This is a genomic window from Acidovorax sp. FG42, from assembly GCF_057809195.1.
In genome coordinates this window covers 89,449-103,645 of the sequence record NZ_JBMDJM010000013.1, presented here as the reverse complement: position 1 = coordinate 103,645, position 14,197 = coordinate 89,449, and the positions used below count along the sequence as shown (strand labels likewise).

The following is a 14,197-nucleotide window of genomic DNA, read 5'->3' as shown; positions in this document are numbered from 1 at the left end:
CGATACCGACCTCTGACCGGAATGCCCTAATCCTGTGGCTATAATCGAGGGCTTCGGAGAGGTGGATGAGCGGTTTAAGTCGCACGCCTGGAAAGCGTGTGTGGGCTAATCCCCACCGCGGGTTCGAATCCCGCCCTCTCCGCCACATATCAACCCAGATGATTTCGGTCATCTGGGTTTTTTGTTGTCTGGCGGGCCTTTTTTGCGCACAGCGGCTTTGTGTGCCTCGGCTACGCGCTCAACCTCGCCCACGGGACGCTCCGGTTGATGTGCTGTCACTAAACCCCTTGGAGGTCTGCACATGCTGATGCGTTGGAAGTCCTTCGGTATCTGCTGGGGGCTGGCAACCCTGATGGTGCCAGCATGGGCCGATGGGACGCTGTTCAAAGTGCCCACCCGCGACGGGGTGACCCACAAGCTGTTCTGGGAGGCTGCGCCGAAAGCCAAGGCCACGGTACTTCTTTTTCCAGGCGGCGCGGGCGGGTTCGGCAAGGTGGAGGATGGCCGCGCCACCGGTGGCAACTTTCTCGTCCGCTCTGCGCCGCATTTCATTGCGCGCGGCTACAACGTGGCGATCTTTGGGCGGCCCAGCGACATGGAGCTGGGCTGGACCGAACGCACAGGTGCGGCGCACATGACCGACATCGCCAAGGTGCTGGAATTTGTGAAGCGCCGAAGCGACCTGCCGGTGTGGGTGGTGGGCACCAGCCGAGGCACAGTGTCCGCGACAGCCCTGGCCATTCATGTCAAAGACCCGGCGATTGCAGGGCTGGTGCTGACCTCCAGCATCGTGCGCCGAAGCACACCGGGCGCGGTGCCCGCACAAAACCTGCAAGCCATCGAGCTGCCGGTGCTGGTCTACCACCACGCCAGGGACGGCTGCAAACACTGCCAGGCCAGCGACACGCCTGCCATCCTCGAAGGGCTGACGCGGGCGCCCGTCAAAAAGCTAATGGTGGTGGATGGCGGTTCCAACCCGGTGGGAGACGAGTGCGCGGCGCAGCACTGGCATGGATTCATCGGCATGGAGCAGGAAGCGATTGGACAAATTACCGCGTGGATTCAGGCGCCCAAGCCTTGAACCCTATCCGGCGGGGAGGACACGAGTGGGTTGCTCCAAGGGCCTCCTCCGAAGCACGTCCACAGTGCACTCCAGGCGCCGCTCAGCGGGCCTATTCAGTGCAAATCCCCCAGCTGACGGGAAGCCGAAGGTTTCTGGATTCTTTGTAAAGGCAACAGCCCGTAACAGTTGCCCATAGACACCCGGTATCGCACTTGTCTTACACGCGGAACTGCGGCACTTTGCTGAAATCCTAGCCAGCAGCCATTGAGGTTGCCCTGGGAGGTCATTGCGGCCCCTCACCCCTTTTTGCTGAAAAGTCCTTCATCATGAAACGCCATTCCTTACCGCCGGGAGCGCGCGCGCTGATCGCGTTCATCGGCACCGTGGTGCTGGCAGTGCTGGCGGCGGTGTCGTTGTTGATGCCGGATGTGGCTGTGCAGTCTGTGGACTCGATGTCGAGCGGGCTCACGGGGCTGGATCAGATCTTGTCCACCAGCTTTCTGGACCACTGAGCGCCGGAGCCAGCCGGCATCGTTGGCGCTGCGCTGCAGCGTGTGTGGGTCCAAAGAGCAACACAGTAGCAAAAAGCATAGCATCGGAGTACCATTCGGCGCTGCACACCGGGAGTTTTCGGTGGCATTCTGGAATGGAGGACGATCGTGACCACACGTTTTCGCATCTCTGCAAACCGTTTTTCCTTGATTTATTACCCAAAATTCTGGGGATCGATGGCGCTGCTGGCCGTTTTGGCTGGCTGCTCCAGCCCCCGCGACAACGCCCTGGACGAGTTCTCGCGCTGGTATGACGGTGCCAGGGCCCAGGCGCAGGCAGGGGCCATGAGCTGGAGCGAGCTTTACAAGCAAAGCTTTGACCGCCTCACCGCCCTGCCCCCCTCGCTGCAGCAGGACACGCGCCTTGAAAACACCGTGTTGCTGCTGTCTGTAGCCCGCAAGCTGGAGTCCAACGAAATCAGCCCCCAGCAATTCGCCATGGAGCGGGACGACATCGAGACCCAATTGCAGGCCCGCCTGCGTTGATAGAAGCGGCTGCCAGCGGGGACCAGAGCCCTGCTACTGGCCCAAAGTGACTGCGAGCTCGCCTGTTTAAAAGCCACTTGTCGGCGCCTCGCTCCGGGTATCCAATGCCTCACCCATCGCCCCCGCTTGGCATGACTGGCTAACGGGGCAAGCCCGCCGACTGCTCAACCACCCTCACGCGGCGGCGCAAGGCGTCGGCAGCATCCGTGTCTCCAGCGGCTTCGGCAAGTTGCACCTGCAGCAGCAACCACGCCATCAGCGGCCTGCGCCAGCCCTGTGCCGACGCGGTTTCGGTGGCTGCGGCAATGACTGCGGGGCTGGCCTTCCCTGTCTGCAACAAGACGCCCGCCGCCACCAAGCGTGAAAGGGGGTCGGCAATGCCGGCCAAGCTGGCAGCGGTGCCTGCCGTGGCGACGGCACGCTGTGCAGGCGGCAACAAAGCCACCTGACCGGCTTGAACGCGGCCAGCCAAATAGTCGGCATAGGCCTGCTCGGGCGCTGCGGCATCGGCGCGCAAGGCCTCAAAACGCTCGCAGGGTTCGGTGACCAGACTCGCCACCTGGGCCGCACAGCGCATCAGTTCCAGGCGGGCGAGCAGATCGGGGCGCCCCGTGCGCGCCACTTCGGCGCGGGCACGGTCCCACTCGATTTTTTCCACGCGCGCATTGCCAGACAAGTAGGCCTCGATGGCCTTCTGGGCCGCACCCTGGGCGTTCATCTGCCAGTCAGGCACTGGGGGTTGGCTGGAACACGCTGCCACCGCAAAGGCGCAGCCGATGGACAGGAGCCGCAACGCAGCCCGCAAACGAGGTGCAGCAGAGGGTTTCATGGCAGCTTCAGCTCCGTGTCGCGTGCAAAGGGCCATTTGCGGTTGATCTCGTTGACCAGGCTTTCCACCTTGCGCAGGTTGCTTTCCACCTCGGCACGCAGCGCGCCCAGGTCGGTGGTGGCTTCGCGGGCATTGGCGCCGATGGCCTGGGCCTCCACCAGCACCGCGTCCACCTTCTTGAGGCTGGTGCGGGTGTCGGCCAGCAAGCCGTTGAGCTGGGCCACGGTGGCGCGCACCTCGGGCACCAGCGCGTCCTTGTTGCCCTCGCTGCCAAACACCTGTTTATCGGCGCGAGCGGCCATGCCGTCCAGCCGTGCCAGCAGCGCGTTGGTGCGCTCCAGCGTGGCCACGATCTTTTTCGCGTCGGTTTCGTTGCCCATCAGCACGCCCAAGGCACCGCCCGGGCCATTGAGACGCTCCGTGAGGGCCTTGACGTTGGTCAGGGTGCTGCCCAGCGCGGCGTCGGGCGATGTGAGGGCGTTCAGGTTGGTCAGCAGCTCGCGCGCCGTGGCCATAAGCTGCGGGATCTCCGCCGTGGCGTCGCCGCGCAACACGGGCCGCACGGCGCCATCGGGCAGTGCGGGGTCGGTCAGGATACCGGAGTACGCCCGGATGTTGGTGCCTCCCACCAGGCCGCGCACCAGCGTGAACACGCTGGACTCGCGCAGCCAGTGCGCGTCCTTGCGGGGCACGTCCACCAGGATGCGGGCGTTGCCCGATTCGGCCAGCTCGATGCGCCGCACGCGGCCAATGGGGAAGCCCGAGAAGGTCATGTCCATGCCCACCACCACGCCTTCCGAGTCATCGGCCGTCAGCACCAGCGTCTGCGTGGGCTCGAAAGCGCCCCGCGCATACAGCAGGTACAGGCCCGAGCCCACGATGAGCGCCAGGGTGAACAGCAGCAGCGCTGCAGCCTTGAGTTCCAGATAGGCCACCGGGCGCAGGGTCTCGACCGGGGGAATATCAGCCCCGGCAGGAGGTGCAGCGGGGCCATGCGATGGCTTGGGAGAGTGGTCGTTCATGTCGTGGGGTTGTGCGGGTGGGTCCGGGTGGGTGCGACTGGCGCAGGCCGTCAGTAGTAATTGCCCATGAGCGATGCCACCTCGATCAGCAGCAGCACCGCAAACATGCGGGCCAGGCCACCCAGTTCCGAGTCGGGCTGCGTGCGCTCACCGCTGTCATACAAGCCAGCCGCCATGGGAATGAGCGCCACGGCCAGGCTGAAGAACAGGGTCTTGAGCACAAACACCATGGTCACGCTGGGCGAAAACACTTGGCCGAACATGCGCGTGTAGCTGGACAGGCCCGCCGTGTTGAAGCCGTACACCCCCAGGTACGCCAGCACCAGCGCCACCACGCAACTGAGCGCAGCCAGCGTGACGCAGGCAAACACTCCGGCAATCACGCGGGGCAGCAGCTCGATGCGCACCGGGTCGGAGCCCTGTCGGCGCAGCGCCTCGAACCGGCCGGTGAGCCGCAGATGCGCCAGCTGCGAGCCGTTGGGGATGGTGCAGCGCATGGCCACAAACAAGGCGGCCGTGAGCGGGATCAGCTCCAGCACCAGCACGCGGATCACCATCTCCAGCGCGTAGCGCGACAGGCCGTAGCTCAGCGCCGTGACCACCACGATGCGTGTGAGCACCAGGCTGATGAGCGCGGCCAGCACCGTAAAGCCCAGCAGCACCGGCGCCGTGTCCAGATACAGGTGCCGGGCCAGTGCGCGGCGCGTGCCCTTGCCGTAGCTGGACGGCGACAACACCAGCACCAGCACCACCGCGCCCAGGTACAGGATGCGCCACCAGGCCACCGCCCAGCGCCGCGCCGTGTTCCACACACGTTCGGGCAGGGAGAGGCCGGGAAGGCGCGAGATCATGGGCGGATCATAGCGGGGGCATGCGCCAGGGCAGCCCGTGGCAGGTTGCTGGAGATATTTGGGCCATTTTCGGGCGGTAGCGCTAGAAGAATATGCCTGAGCAGCTATAAATTAAGTAGCAAATAACCCCTACAGAGCCACGCCGCACAACAACTGCTCACACATGCCGTTTGCCCTGGCTGGGCGTGGCGGCGGCGCCCACGGGCTGCGCGTCGGCCCGTGCGTGCAGCGCTTCGATGATGTGACAGGTAGCATCCGCGCCATCGCAGCGGCTGCGCAGCGCCTGCAGGTCAGCCTCCAGCGCCTGCAGCTCGGCCAGGCGGGTGCGCACATGCACCAGGTGTGCATCCAGCGTGTCGCAGGCGGCATGGCAGTCCGTTTTGCTGTCCCAGTCCAGCGCCAGCAGGGTCCTGACCTCGTCCAGCGACATGTCCATGGCGCGGCACAGGCGGATGAAACGCAGCTGGTGCACGTCGGCGCTGCTGTACAGGCGGTAGCTGTTGTCGCCGCGCGCGCCGGGCGGCAGCAGCCCCTCTTTTTCGTAATACCGGATGTTGGCGGCCGACACGCCAGACTGCTGGGCGGCCTCGCCGATGCGGAACTGTGCAGCGTTGGGGTCCATGGGCTTGACCTTCAAGTGACTTCAAGGTTTCCAATGATGCCATCGCTATCACAAACCGCCAGGAGAAAACACCATGTCAGCCCATTGCCATCACGGCCACCACGACCACGGCGCGCCCGGCCACAGCCACGACGCCCCCGCCAGCGCAGACCCGCGCTACCGCCGCATCCTGTGGATTGCACTCATCGTCAACGCCGCCATGTTTGTGGTGGAACTGGGCGCGGGCACCCAGTCGGGCTCGGCGTCGCTGCTGGCCGACGCCATCGACTTTCTGGGCGATGCGGCCAACTACGGCCTGTCGCTGTGGGTGCTGGCCATGGCGCTGACCTGGCGGGCACGTGCCGCGCTGCTCAAAGGGGCCAGCATGCTGGCCTTTGGCGTGTTCGTGATCGGCCGGGTGGCCTGGGGCGTGTGGCAAGGGGTGCCGCCCGAGCCCTTCACCATGGGTGGCGTGGGCCTGCTGGCGCTGGCAGCCAACCTGGGCGTGGCCGCCCTGCTCTACGCCTGGCGCGAGGGCGATGCCAACATGCGCGGCGTGTGGCTGTGCACGCGCAACGACGCGCTGGGCAACCTGGCCGTGATGGCCGCTGCGCTGGGAGTGCTGGGCACGGGCACCGCCTGGCCCGATCTGGTGGTGGCCGCCGTCATGGCCGGCCTGGCCATTAGCGGCGGCTGGAGCGTGATCCGCCACGCACGGCAAGAGCTGGCCAGCACCGCCGGCGCCCCCGCAGCGCACGGGCACTGAGCCATGCGCGTACGCCTGTCCACTCCGCTCCATGCACCGCCCGAATGGGTAGCTGCGCAACTGCAAAGCACCGCCGTGTTTCGCCACATCACGGCGCCCCTAGTGTGGTTCACGCGCCCCGGCGGCGCGCCCTGGCCCGCCCACTGGTCTCCCGGGGATCTGCCAGTGCAGATGTGGCTGCTGGGGCTGCTGGGGCTGCTGCCTCTGGGCACCCAAACCGTGCGCATCTCCATCGAGCCCCCCGCGCAGGACGGCGCATGGCCCACGCTGCGCGACAACGGCGAGGGCACGCTGATGCGGCGCTGGGACCACCGCATCACGCTGCAGCCGCTGCCGGACGGCCGCACGCTCTATACCGACGACATCGACGTGGTCGCGCGCCACCTGCCCTGGCTGATGACGCCCCTGAGCGCGGCGTTTGCCCAGGTGTTCTACCTGCACCGACAGCGGCGCTGGCGCCAGCTGGCGGCGCGCCACGCGGCAGAACCCATGGCTGAGCCCTTGCACACGCAGCGCGCGTTCGACCACCTGTTGGCTGCGTTTGCGCGCGATGCCGGCGCACCACCCGCCACCCGCTGGCACTGGCTGGAGGCCGCGCATGTGCTGGGGCAGACCACGCTGTCCCTGCATTGGCGGTCGCACACAGCGATGCTGCGCTACGCTCTTCAGTTGCGCGACCTGCGCGAGGCCGGTGGACAGGTGCTGCGGCTGGCCCTGGTGCCGCTGGGCCATGCGCTGGCGCGGCTGCCCATTGGCAACACGGGGCGGGCACGGGTGAGTGCGCTGGCGCCCATGGCGCCGCAGCTGCACATCACGCGGCTGATTGACGGGGCGATGGCAGCTGTGTGCCTGCAGACCGCCCCGTTTTTGCCAGAAACTGGCGATAGCGCTTGATTTGTATGCGCTAGCAGCTATCAAATCAGGAGTAAACAACCAACGGGCAGTGCCGCCACCGGGCACCCGGAATTTGACGCACGACAAGCCCGGCATGGGGCTTGCATGGTCCAATCCACTGCCTGTGCGCCGCCCTCTGCCCCGGGGGCTACGGGCACAGCCGTCATTCCTTTTGCTTTTTGCCCATGCCCTCCCGCGCCCCTGCCGCCCCCGCAACCCCTGCCCCACTGGTCGTGCCCCACAGCCTGACGGAAGACGCCGTGGCCATCTTCACCGGGGTGTTGCTCATCTCGGTGGGGGTGGCGTTTTTCACCAGCGCGGGGTTGCTCACAGGTGGCACGGCGGGGCTGGCGTTTTTGCTGCACTACGCCACGGGCATCGGCTTTGGCAAGATCTTCTTTGTGCTCAACCTGCCGTTTTACTGGCTGGCGCTGCGCAAGCTGGGCCGGGCGTTCACGGTCAAGACCTTCATCGCGGTGCTGCTGCTGTCGCTGCTGACTGAGCTGCAGTCGCAGTTCCTGCAATTTGCGCAACTGCAGCCGCTGTACGCGGCCATTGCGGGCGGGCTGATCACGGGAACGGGCTTCCTCGTGCTGTTCCGCCATCGCTGCAGCCTGGGTGGCGTGGGCATTGCCGCGCTGTACCTGCAGGACCGCTACGGCTGGCGCGCGGGCAAGGTGCAGATGGCTGTGGACTGCGTCATCGTGCTGCTGGCGCTATGGACGGTAGATCCCCTGCGCGTGGCCTGGTCCATTGCGGGCGCCGTGGCACTCAACCTGGTGCTGGCCATGAACCACCGGCCGGGCCGCTATATGGCGGTTTAGGGCGGTGTAGTACTACGACGACACCTGCCAGCCCAGCCCACTGTGCAGCCGCTGCTCCAGCGCCTCGATGGGCACCGGGCGGCTGAACAGGTAGCCCTGCCACAGCGTGCAGCCGTGGCGCTCCAGAAACGCGCGCTGCGCCTCGGTCTCCACGCCCTCGGCAATCACGTCGATGCCCAGGCTCTGCGCCATGCCGATGATGGTCTGCACGATGAGCGCGTCGGTGTGCTGGATGCCGATGTTGCGCACAAAGCTCTGGTCGATCTTGAGCTGGTCCAACGGCAACCGCGTGAGGTACGACAGCGACGACTGGCCGGTGCCAAAGTCGTCCATCGAAAAGCGCAGGCCCAGCGCGCGCAGCGCGTTCATCTTGGCGATGGTGTCGTCCACGTTGTCCAGCGCCAGACTCTCCGTCAGCTCCAGCTTCAGGCGGTCGGGCCGCGCCCCGGTCTGGCGCAGCACGGCCACTACCTGCTCCATGAAGTCGGCCTGGCGGAACTGGCGGGCGCTCACGTTCACCGCCAGTTGCAGGTGGGCGGTGGCCGGGTCGTCCTGCCAGCGGCGCAGCTGGGTGCAGGCCGTCTGCAGCACCCACAGGCCGATGGGCAGGATCAGCCCGGTCTCTTCGGCCAGCGGGATGAATTCGAACGGCGGCACCATGCCACGCGCCGGGTGGTTCCAGCGGATCAGCACCTCGGCCCCGACCACATGCTTGCCGCAGCCTACCTGCACCTGGTAGTGCAGCGTGAACTGGCCCTGTTCCAGCGCCGTGCGCAGGTCGTTCTCCAGCGCCGCGCGGGCCGTGACAGCGGCCTGCATGCGGGGGTCAAAAAAGCGGATGCCGTTGCGCCCTGCGGTCTTGGCGGCGTACATGGCCAGGTCGGCGTGCTTGACCACATCTTCCACCGTCTGCCCCTGGCCGCTGAACAGCACGGCGCCCACACTGGTGGTGCTGTGCACATGGTGCGATGCGAGCTGGTAGGGCTGGTTGAGCGCAGCCAGAATCTTCTCGCCCACCGCCTGCGCCTGCTCGGCCGCATCGGTGGCAAGGGCGCCCAGGTCTTCCAGCAGCACCAGAAACTCGTCGCCGCCCAACCGCGCGACGGTGTCGCCCTCTCGCACGCAGGCCGTGAGCCGCTGGGCCACCTGCTGCAGCAGCACGTCGCCCATGTCGTGGCCCAGGGTGTCGTTCAGGGTCTTGAAGTGGTCCAGGTCCAGGCACAGCAGAGCCCCTTGCAGGCCCGCGCGCGCACTGGTGGCAAACGCCTGTTGCAGGCGGTCCATCATCAGGCGGCGGTTGGGCAGGTGGGTGAGCGGGTCGTAGAACGCCAGGTGCTCGATCTCCCGCGCCGCCGCCGCGCGCTGGGTGATGTCGCTGAGGGTGGCCACGTAGTGCGTTAGCACCCCGTGCTGGTCCGTGACGGCGGTGATGGCCATGAAGTGCAAGTTCACCTCGCCGCTCTTGCAGCGGTTCCACAGCTCGCCCTTCCACTCGCCGGTGCTGGCCAAGCTGGCCCACATGGCATCAAAAAACGCCTTGTCGTGGTGGCCCGAGGCCAGCAGGCTGGTGCGGCGGCCCACCACCTCGTCGGCGCTGTAGCCAGTGATGCGGCTGAACGCGCGGTTGGTGCGCAGGATGAGGGTGTCCGCGTCGGTGACGATCATGCCCTCTTGGGACTCGAACGCAATGGCCGCAATGCGCAGTTCGTTCTCGTCGCGCTTGCGGGCCGAGATGTCCTTGCCCACACCCCGGTAGCCGCAAAACACACCGTCGTCATCAAACACGGGCGTGCCGCTGATGGACACCCAGTACGAGCAGCCCTGTTGGTCGCGGCGCTCGAACTCGAAGTCGCGGAACTCCTGGTGGCGCTCCAGCAGCGCGCGGTGTTCTTCCCACAGCGCATCGCTCATGCCCGGTGCGGCCAGCTCCCAGCGGGTCTTGCCCATGTGCAGCGCGGCCTCCTGCACCAGTCGGTCATCGGCCCGGCCCTCGACATGCGTGAGGCGAAACTGCGCGTCCTGCTCCCAGTACCAGTCGGACGACAGCGCCGTAAGGGTGCGAAAGCGCGCCTCGTTGTCCTCCAGCTTGCGACGCACCCGGTAGGACTCGCTCACGTCGCTGAACACCAGCACCACGCCCACGATCTGCCCCTGCGCGTTGCGAATGGGGGCGGCGCTGTCGGCAATGTGGTACTCGGCGCCATGCCGGGCCAGCAAGGTGGTGTGGTTGCTCAATGCCACCACCTGGCCCCGGTCCATCACCAGCTGCACCGGGTCTATCTGCGGCTCGCGGGTGCCGGCGTTGACGATGTGGAAAACCTCGGGCAAGGGCTGCCCCGTGGCCTGCGCCAGGGGCCAGCCCGTCAGGCGCTCGGCCACCGCGTTCATGCGGGTGACGCGGCCCTGCGCATCGGTGGCGATCACGCCATCGCCGATGGAGTGCAGCGTGATGGCCAGGTTTTCCTCGCTCTGGCGCAGTTCGGCCTCGGCTTTCTGGCGGGTCAGCGCCATGCGGTCAAACCGGCGGCCCAGCTCGGTCAGCTCCTGCAGGCCCGTGGCGGGCACGCGCGACACATAGCGTCCCTCGGCCAGCTCGTCCGTGGCATGCAGCAGGCGCCGCAGGGGCCGCATCACGCCGCGCCGCACCCCCACCTGCGCCACGGCAAAGGACAGCACCAGGCCACCCAGCAAGAACGCCATCTCGGTCCACATGCGGCGGTTGGCTGTGGCGTACAGGTTGTCCAGCGGCACGGCCAGGCTCATGGTGGCCACGGGCTTGCCGCCCGCCTCGATGAGTGGCTGGAACACCACCAGCTCAGGGGTGCCATCTGCGCGGGTGCGCTGGCGCTGCCCCTGCGGGGTCTGCAGCACCAGGGCGCGGAACTCGGCATCGGCAAACGGAGCCCCCAGCTCGCTGGCATCGGGCGGGTAGCGCGCCAGCACGCGGCCGTCGGGGTCGGACACGCGGGCCACCGCGCCGTCCGGCAGCCCCAGGTCGGTAAGCCGCAGGCTCCACCACTCCAGCGACACCACCGCCACCGCAGCGGCCACCACGTCTTGCGTGCCCGGCGGAATCACCGGGTAGGCAAAGTTGACACTGGCCACCTGGGCAGCGCGGTCTACCTGGAAGCTGCCCACCGCAAAGTCCCGCCCAGAGATCGTCTGCTGAAAATACGGGCGGTTGGCCACATTGACGGGCGCCTTCAGCGGCCGCGCATTGCACAGCAGCTCACCATCCGCCCGTGGTACGCCGATGTTGACGTAGGTGGTGTTGAGCGACAGCACTTCGGCCAGGTAGCGCCCGCACTGGGGAGCGGAGGGGTCGTGCACCTGCGGCATGGCGGCCAGCTGCTGCAGAAACTGGCGGGTGTTCTGAATCAGCCGTTGCTGGGTGCCGGCCACCGACTGCAGGGTCTGCAGCGCGCGCTCTTCGGCGGCAGCGATCGCGTCTGTGCGGTGGGTCCGTGCCTGGTACACCACCAGCAGCACCGCCGGCAGCGTGGCCCACAGCACCAGCCAGCGAATCCGCGCGGACAAGGTGCTCCACATTCCAGCGACCCATGGGGGCATACCGACCTTTCTGTGCAAGAGAAAGACGCTTGGAAACACGTTGGCCGGGACCTGCGGAAAAATGGACAGGTGGGAACTGACGTGTTTCGTCACATGGTACTGCCCATGTTCCAAAAAGGCATGCACGATTTGCGCGGGTTTGCCCTCAGGGTCCTTGGCCGGTTGCCCCGGCGCGCCGGGCCAGAAAAGGGCGTGCCTGGGGAACCTTGGGCCGCCCCGCCGTATCATTGAAGGATGCGTCGCGGCTTTTTCTTCCTGCTGATGGTGGTGCTGGTCCTTCGGGGCCTGACAGGCACGGCCATGGCGGCGGGCATTGTGGCGCCGCTGCTGCCTGCAGGCCCGGCGCAGCACACTGCGGCGCATCAGCCCATGGCGGAAGGCATGGCCCACGACCACAGCCACCCGCACGATCATTCCGCAACCCTTGCCCAGGCCGAGGGCTTGGCACCCGCCGACGCCCATGCGCACCATGGCAGCCCGGCCGCCGAACCCGCCCTCGACCACAGTGCCAGCCATGCTGCAGCGTGCCAGGACCACGGCACGGGCTGCCCGACTCACAGCAACCACGACCACCACAGTGCCAGTTGCTCGGCCTGCGAAATCTGCCATTCGGCTATGCTGGGCCTGCCCGCATCGCTGACCCCCGCCCCCCTGCCCGCCGGAGCCCTGCTGCCCCTGGCTTCCGCGCAGTTTGACAGCGCCCCCGCAGCGCTGGCCATCAAACCACCCATCGCCTGATCTCCGACGCCCGAAGTGCGTCTGCCATAGCCTGATGGCCCCTGAACAACGGGGTTCGTCGGGCGGCAGCAGTGCACTGTTTTTTCGTTCGTTGTCTGGAGATCGCCATGCGCGCCCCTGCTATTTTTCTCTCCTCGCCGTCGCCCGGGCCATCGTGGCCCATGCGACTGGCTTGTCTCGCCCTGTTGTCGCCCTTGCTGGCGCAAGCCCAGAGCCCATCTGCACCCGACGCTACCCGCGCCGATGCACCCACCGCTCCCCTGCCCTACACGGCCATGCCACCGCAGCCCCCGCTGGTGGACGCCTTGCCCACTCCCCAGGCCTGGCGCCAGGCACACGAGGCCGTGGGCGCATTTCCGCGCGGCCATGCGGACATCGTGGCTTGGGAGGCGCAGCGCGGTTCCGCACCGCCCCCCGCGCCCGCATCCTCCGCAGCGGCCCCCATGCCACACCACCACCAGGGCATGCAACACGGCATGCCCCATGGAAAGCCGCCTGGCACAGCCCATGAGATGCACCACGGCAGCGCAGGGAGTGCCCACCCCGCCCACCACTCCGAACAGAAGGGCAAGCCATGACCAGCACCCACCGCCTTTCGGTGCTGGCCGCCGCCGCCCTGCTGGCGGGCTGCGCCAGCGTGTCGCCCGACGGCCTGCGCAGTGATGTCACATCGCTGACGGCTGGCCGTACCGCCGGTGTGGCGCAGGCGGCCTTGCCTGCCATGGACCCGAGCGCCCGCGCAAGGGCCCAGCAGTCCATCGACGGCTGGCTCGCACAGCCCCTGACACAAGACGCCGCCGTGCGCATTGCCCTGCTCAATAACCCCGGCCTGCAAGCCCGGCTGGCCGCACTGGGCGTGGCCGATGCCGAGCGGGTGCAGGCCATCTCGCTGCCCAACCCGCACCTGACCCTGGGGCGTTTCACCAACAGCCAGGAGCGTGAGATCGAACGCACCCTGGCCTTTGGCCTGATGGATCTGATCACCCTGCCCTGGCGCACCCAGCGCGAGGCCGAGCGCCTGCAGATCGCCACGCTGCAAGCCGCGCAGGACGTGGTGCAACTGGCCGCAGACACCCGCCGTGCCTGGCTGCGCGCCGTGGCGGCCGAGCAGGTGGCTGCCACGCACGACCGCATGGTCGAAGCCGCCGAGGTAGGGGCCGAGCTGGCGCGCCGCATGGCGCAGGTAGGCAACTGGAGCCGCCTGCAGCAGGCCCGCGAGCAAGCCGTGCTGCACGAGGCCAACAGCCAGCGCGCCCGCGCCCGGCTGGCGGCTGCCACCGCCCGCGAAGACCTGAACCGCCGCCTGGGCGTGTGGGGCGGGCAGGCGCAATACCATCTGGCACCGCAACTGCCCCCTCTGCCCGCCACCCCCTTGCCCGCAGACGGTATCGAAGCCACCGCCCTGCGCGAGCGGCTGGATGTGCAGGCCGCGCGCCGCCAGCTCGACACCCAGGCCACGCGCCAGGGCTGGAGCCGTGCAGGCGCCGTGTTTGGCGACATCGGCCTGGCGTACAGCCGCAACACCACCACCGAGCGCGACACCGGCAATAGCGACGTGAAGCGCGGTTGGGAGATCGAACTGCCCCTGCCCCTGTTCGACTGGGGTGGCGCAGCCCGTACCCGCGCCCAGGCCGAGGTGGAGCAAAGCGCCGCCCAGCTGCAAGACACCGCCGTGCGCGCCCGCAGCGAGGTGCGTGCCGCCTGGCTCACCTACCGCACCGCCCTCGACCTGGCGCGCCAGCAGCAGGCGGAGGTCGTGCCCCTGCGCCAGCTCATCGCCGACGAAACCACGCTGCGCTACAACGGCATGCTGGCCAGCGTGTGGGACATGCTGGCCGAAGCACGCAACAGCACGCAGGCCGTGGCCAACGCCATCGAAGCGCAGCGCGACTTCTGGCTGGCCGAGACCGACCTGCAATTGGCGCTGACGGGTACCTCGCCCGGTGCCCTGCAGGGCCTCACCTCCGGCGCCGAGGCCTCCACCACCCCACAAGGCCATTGA

14 protein-coding genes and 1 tRNA gene are annotated in these 14,197 nt (G+C 67.5%); 10 read left to right on the top strand and 5 right to left on the bottom strand.

Annotated features, from left to right (window positions below; genetic code table 11):
- Window positions 1-55: 55 nt before the first annotated feature.
- From ACODSM_RS14700 to ACODSM_RS14685, 4 genes are all read left to right on the top strand, one after another.
- A tRNA-Ser gene (locus ACODSM_RS14700) sits at window positions 56-145 on the top strand.
- A gap of 156 nt (window positions 146-301) precedes the next feature.
- Window positions 302-1,081, top strand: a complete 780-nt coding sequence (locus tag ACODSM_RS14695; protein ID WP_488805777.1) for an alpha/beta hydrolase — start codon at window positions 302-304, stop codon at window positions 1,079-1,081.
- Window positions 1,082-1,389: 308 nt separating this feature from the next.
- Window positions 1,390-1,575 (top strand): hypothetical protein, encoded by a 186-nt coding sequence (locus ACODSM_RS14690; RefSeq protein WP_488805776.1) that lies wholly within the window; start codon window positions 1,390-1,392, stop codon window positions 1,573-1,575.
- A gap of 186 nt (window positions 1,576-1,761) precedes the next feature.
- Window positions 1,762-2,100 carry a hypothetical protein gene (locus ACODSM_RS14685; protein ID WP_295944347.1) on the top strand — a complete coding sequence of 113 codons (339 nt, stop codon included), beginning with the start codon at window positions 1,762-1,764 and terminating at the stop codon, window positions 2,098-2,100.
- Between the two features lie 139 nt (window positions 2,101-2,239).
- Here ACODSM_RS14685 and ACODSM_RS14680 read toward each other — a convergent pair whose 3' ends face one another.
- The 4 genes from ACODSM_RS14680 to ACODSM_RS14665 all read right to left on the bottom strand — a co-directional run bounded on the left by ACODSM_RS14680 (window position 2,240) and on the right by ACODSM_RS14665 (window position 5,424).
- Window positions 2,240-2,929: a hypothetical protein gene (locus ACODSM_RS14680; RefSeq protein ID WP_488805775.1), complete on the bottom strand. Its 690-nt coding sequence runs from the start codon at window positions 2,927-2,929 to the stop codon at window positions 2,240-2,242.
- A complete protein-coding gene (locus ACODSM_RS14675) occupies window positions 2,926-3,951 on the bottom strand; it encodes an MlaD family protein (protein ID WP_488805774.1) in 1,026 nt (341 codons plus the stop codon). The genes ACODSM_RS14680 and ACODSM_RS14675 overlap by 4 nt, the downstream gene beginning before the upstream one ends.
- 50 nt (window positions 3,952-4,001) lie before the next feature.
- Complete coding sequence (locus ACODSM_RS14670; RefSeq protein WP_110961197.1) at window positions 4,002-4,802, bottom strand: MlaE family ABC transporter permease; 801 nt, start codon at window positions 4,800-4,802, stop codon at window positions 4,002-4,004.
- Window positions 4,803-4,959: 157 nt separating this feature from the next.
- Window positions 4,960-5,424 carry a Cd(II)/Pb(II)-responsive transcriptional regulator gene (locus ACODSM_RS14665; RefSeq protein WP_488805773.1) on the bottom strand — a complete coding sequence of 155 codons (465 nt, stop codon included), beginning with the start codon at window positions 5,422-5,424 and terminating at the stop codon, window positions 4,960-4,962.
- Window positions 5,425-5,497: 73 nt separating this feature from the next.
- Here ACODSM_RS14665 and ACODSM_RS14660 point away from each other — a divergent pair, with 73 nt between their 5' ends.
- The 3 genes from ACODSM_RS14660 to ACODSM_RS14650 all read left to right on the top strand — a co-directional run bounded on the left by ACODSM_RS14660 (window position 5,498) and on the right by ACODSM_RS14650 (window position 7,887).
- Window positions 5,498-6,169: a cation efflux transmembrane domain-containing protein gene (locus tag ACODSM_RS14660; protein ID WP_488805772.1), complete on the top strand. Its 672-nt coding sequence runs from the start codon at window positions 5,498-5,500 to the stop codon at window positions 6,167-6,169.
- A gap of 3 nt (window positions 6,170-6,172) precedes the next feature.
- Window positions 6,173-7,063 (top strand): DUF3703 domain-containing protein, encoded by an 891-nt coding sequence (locus tag ACODSM_RS14655; RefSeq protein ID WP_488805771.1) that lies wholly within the window; start codon window positions 6,173-6,175, stop codon window positions 7,061-7,063.
- 185 nt (window positions 7,064-7,248) lie between these two features.
- Window positions 7,249-7,887 (top strand): YitT family protein, encoded by a 639-nt coding sequence (locus ACODSM_RS14650; protein ID WP_110961196.1) that lies wholly within the window; start codon window positions 7,249-7,251, stop codon window positions 7,885-7,887.
- Between the two features lie 12 nt (window positions 7,888-7,899).
- On the opposite strand, the gene ACODSM_RS14645 is transcribed toward ACODSM_RS14650, so the two are convergent.
- Entirely contained in the window at window positions 7,900-11,457 is a 3,558-nt protein-coding gene (locus ACODSM_RS14645) for an EAL domain-containing protein (protein WP_488805770.1), read from the bottom strand.
- A gap of 234 nt (window positions 11,458-11,691) precedes the next feature.
- Here ACODSM_RS14645 and ACODSM_RS14640 point away from each other — a divergent pair, with 234 nt between their 5' ends.
- From ACODSM_RS14640 to ACODSM_RS14630, 3 genes are all read left to right on the top strand, one after another.
- Complete coding sequence (locus tag ACODSM_RS14640) at window positions 11,692-12,195, top strand: hypothetical protein (protein WP_488805769.1); 504 nt, start codon at window positions 11,692-11,694, stop codon at window positions 12,193-12,195.
- 161 nt (window positions 12,196-12,356) lie between these two features.
- Window positions 12,357-12,773 carry a hypothetical protein gene (locus tag ACODSM_RS14635; RefSeq protein ID WP_488805768.1) on the top strand — a complete coding sequence of 139 codons (417 nt, stop codon included), beginning with the start codon at window positions 12,357-12,359 and terminating at the stop codon, window positions 12,771-12,773.
- A complete protein-coding gene (locus ACODSM_RS14630; RefSeq protein ID WP_488805767.1) occupies window positions 12,770-14,197 on the top strand; it encodes a TolC family protein in 1,428 nt (475 codons plus the stop codon). Before ACODSM_RS14635 ends, ACODSM_RS14630 begins: the two co-directional genes overlap by 4 nt.

What these genes read in the sequence shown, in the direction of transcription:
- ACODSM_RS14695 (WP_488805777.1), top strand. Translation starts at nt 302, where the DNA reads ATGCTGATGCGTTGGAAGTCCTTCGGTATCTGCTGGGGGCTGGCAACC.
- ACODSM_RS14680 (WP_488805775.1), bottom strand. Translation starts at nt 2,929, where the DNA reads ATGAAACCCTCTGCTGCACCTCGTTTGCGGGCTGCGTTGCGGCTCCTG.
- ACODSM_RS14670 (WP_110961197.1), bottom strand. Translation starts at nt 4,802, where the DNA reads ATGATCTCGCGCCTTCCCGGCCTCTCCCTGCCCGAACGTGTGTGGAAC.
- ACODSM_RS14635 (WP_488805768.1), top strand. Translation starts at nt 12,357, where the DNA reads ATGCGACTGGCTTGTCTCGCCCTGTTGTCGCCCTTGCTGGCGCAAGCC.
- ACODSM_RS14675 (WP_488805774.1), bottom strand. Translation starts at nt 3,951, where the DNA reads ATGAACGACCACTCTCCCAAGCCATCGCATGGCCCCGCTGCACCTCCT.
- ACODSM_RS14645 (WP_488805770.1), bottom strand. Translation starts at nt 11,457, where the DNA reads ATGCCCCCATGGGTCGCTGGAATGTGGAGCACCTTGTCCGCGCGGATT.
- ACODSM_RS14665 (WP_488805773.1), bottom strand. Translation starts at nt 5,424, where the DNA reads ATGGACCCCAACGCTGCACAGTTCCGCATCGGCGAGGCCGCCCAGCAG.
- ACODSM_RS14660 (WP_488805772.1), top strand. Translation starts at nt 5,498, where the DNA reads ATGTCAGCCCATTGCCATCACGGCCACCACGACCACGGCGCGCCCGGC.
- ACODSM_RS14650 (WP_110961196.1), top strand. Translation starts at nt 7,249, where the DNA reads ATGCCCTCCCGCGCCCCTGCCGCCCCCGCAACCCCTGCCCCACTGGTC.
- ACODSM_RS14630 (WP_488805767.1), top strand. Translation starts at nt 12,770, where the DNA reads ATGACCAGCACCCACCGCCTTTCGGTGCTGGCCGCCGCCGCCCTGCTG.
- ACODSM_RS14655 (WP_488805771.1), top strand. Translation starts at nt 6,173, where the DNA reads ATGCGCGTACGCCTGTCCACTCCGCTCCATGCACCGCCCGAATGGGTA.
- ACODSM_RS14690 (WP_488805776.1), top strand. Translation starts at nt 1,390, where the DNA reads ATGAAACGCCATTCCTTACCGCCGGGAGCGCGCGCGCTGATCGCGTTC.
- ACODSM_RS14640 (WP_488805769.1), top strand. Translation starts at nt 11,692, where the DNA reads ATGCGTCGCGGCTTTTTCTTCCTGCTGATGGTGGTGCTGGTCCTTCGG.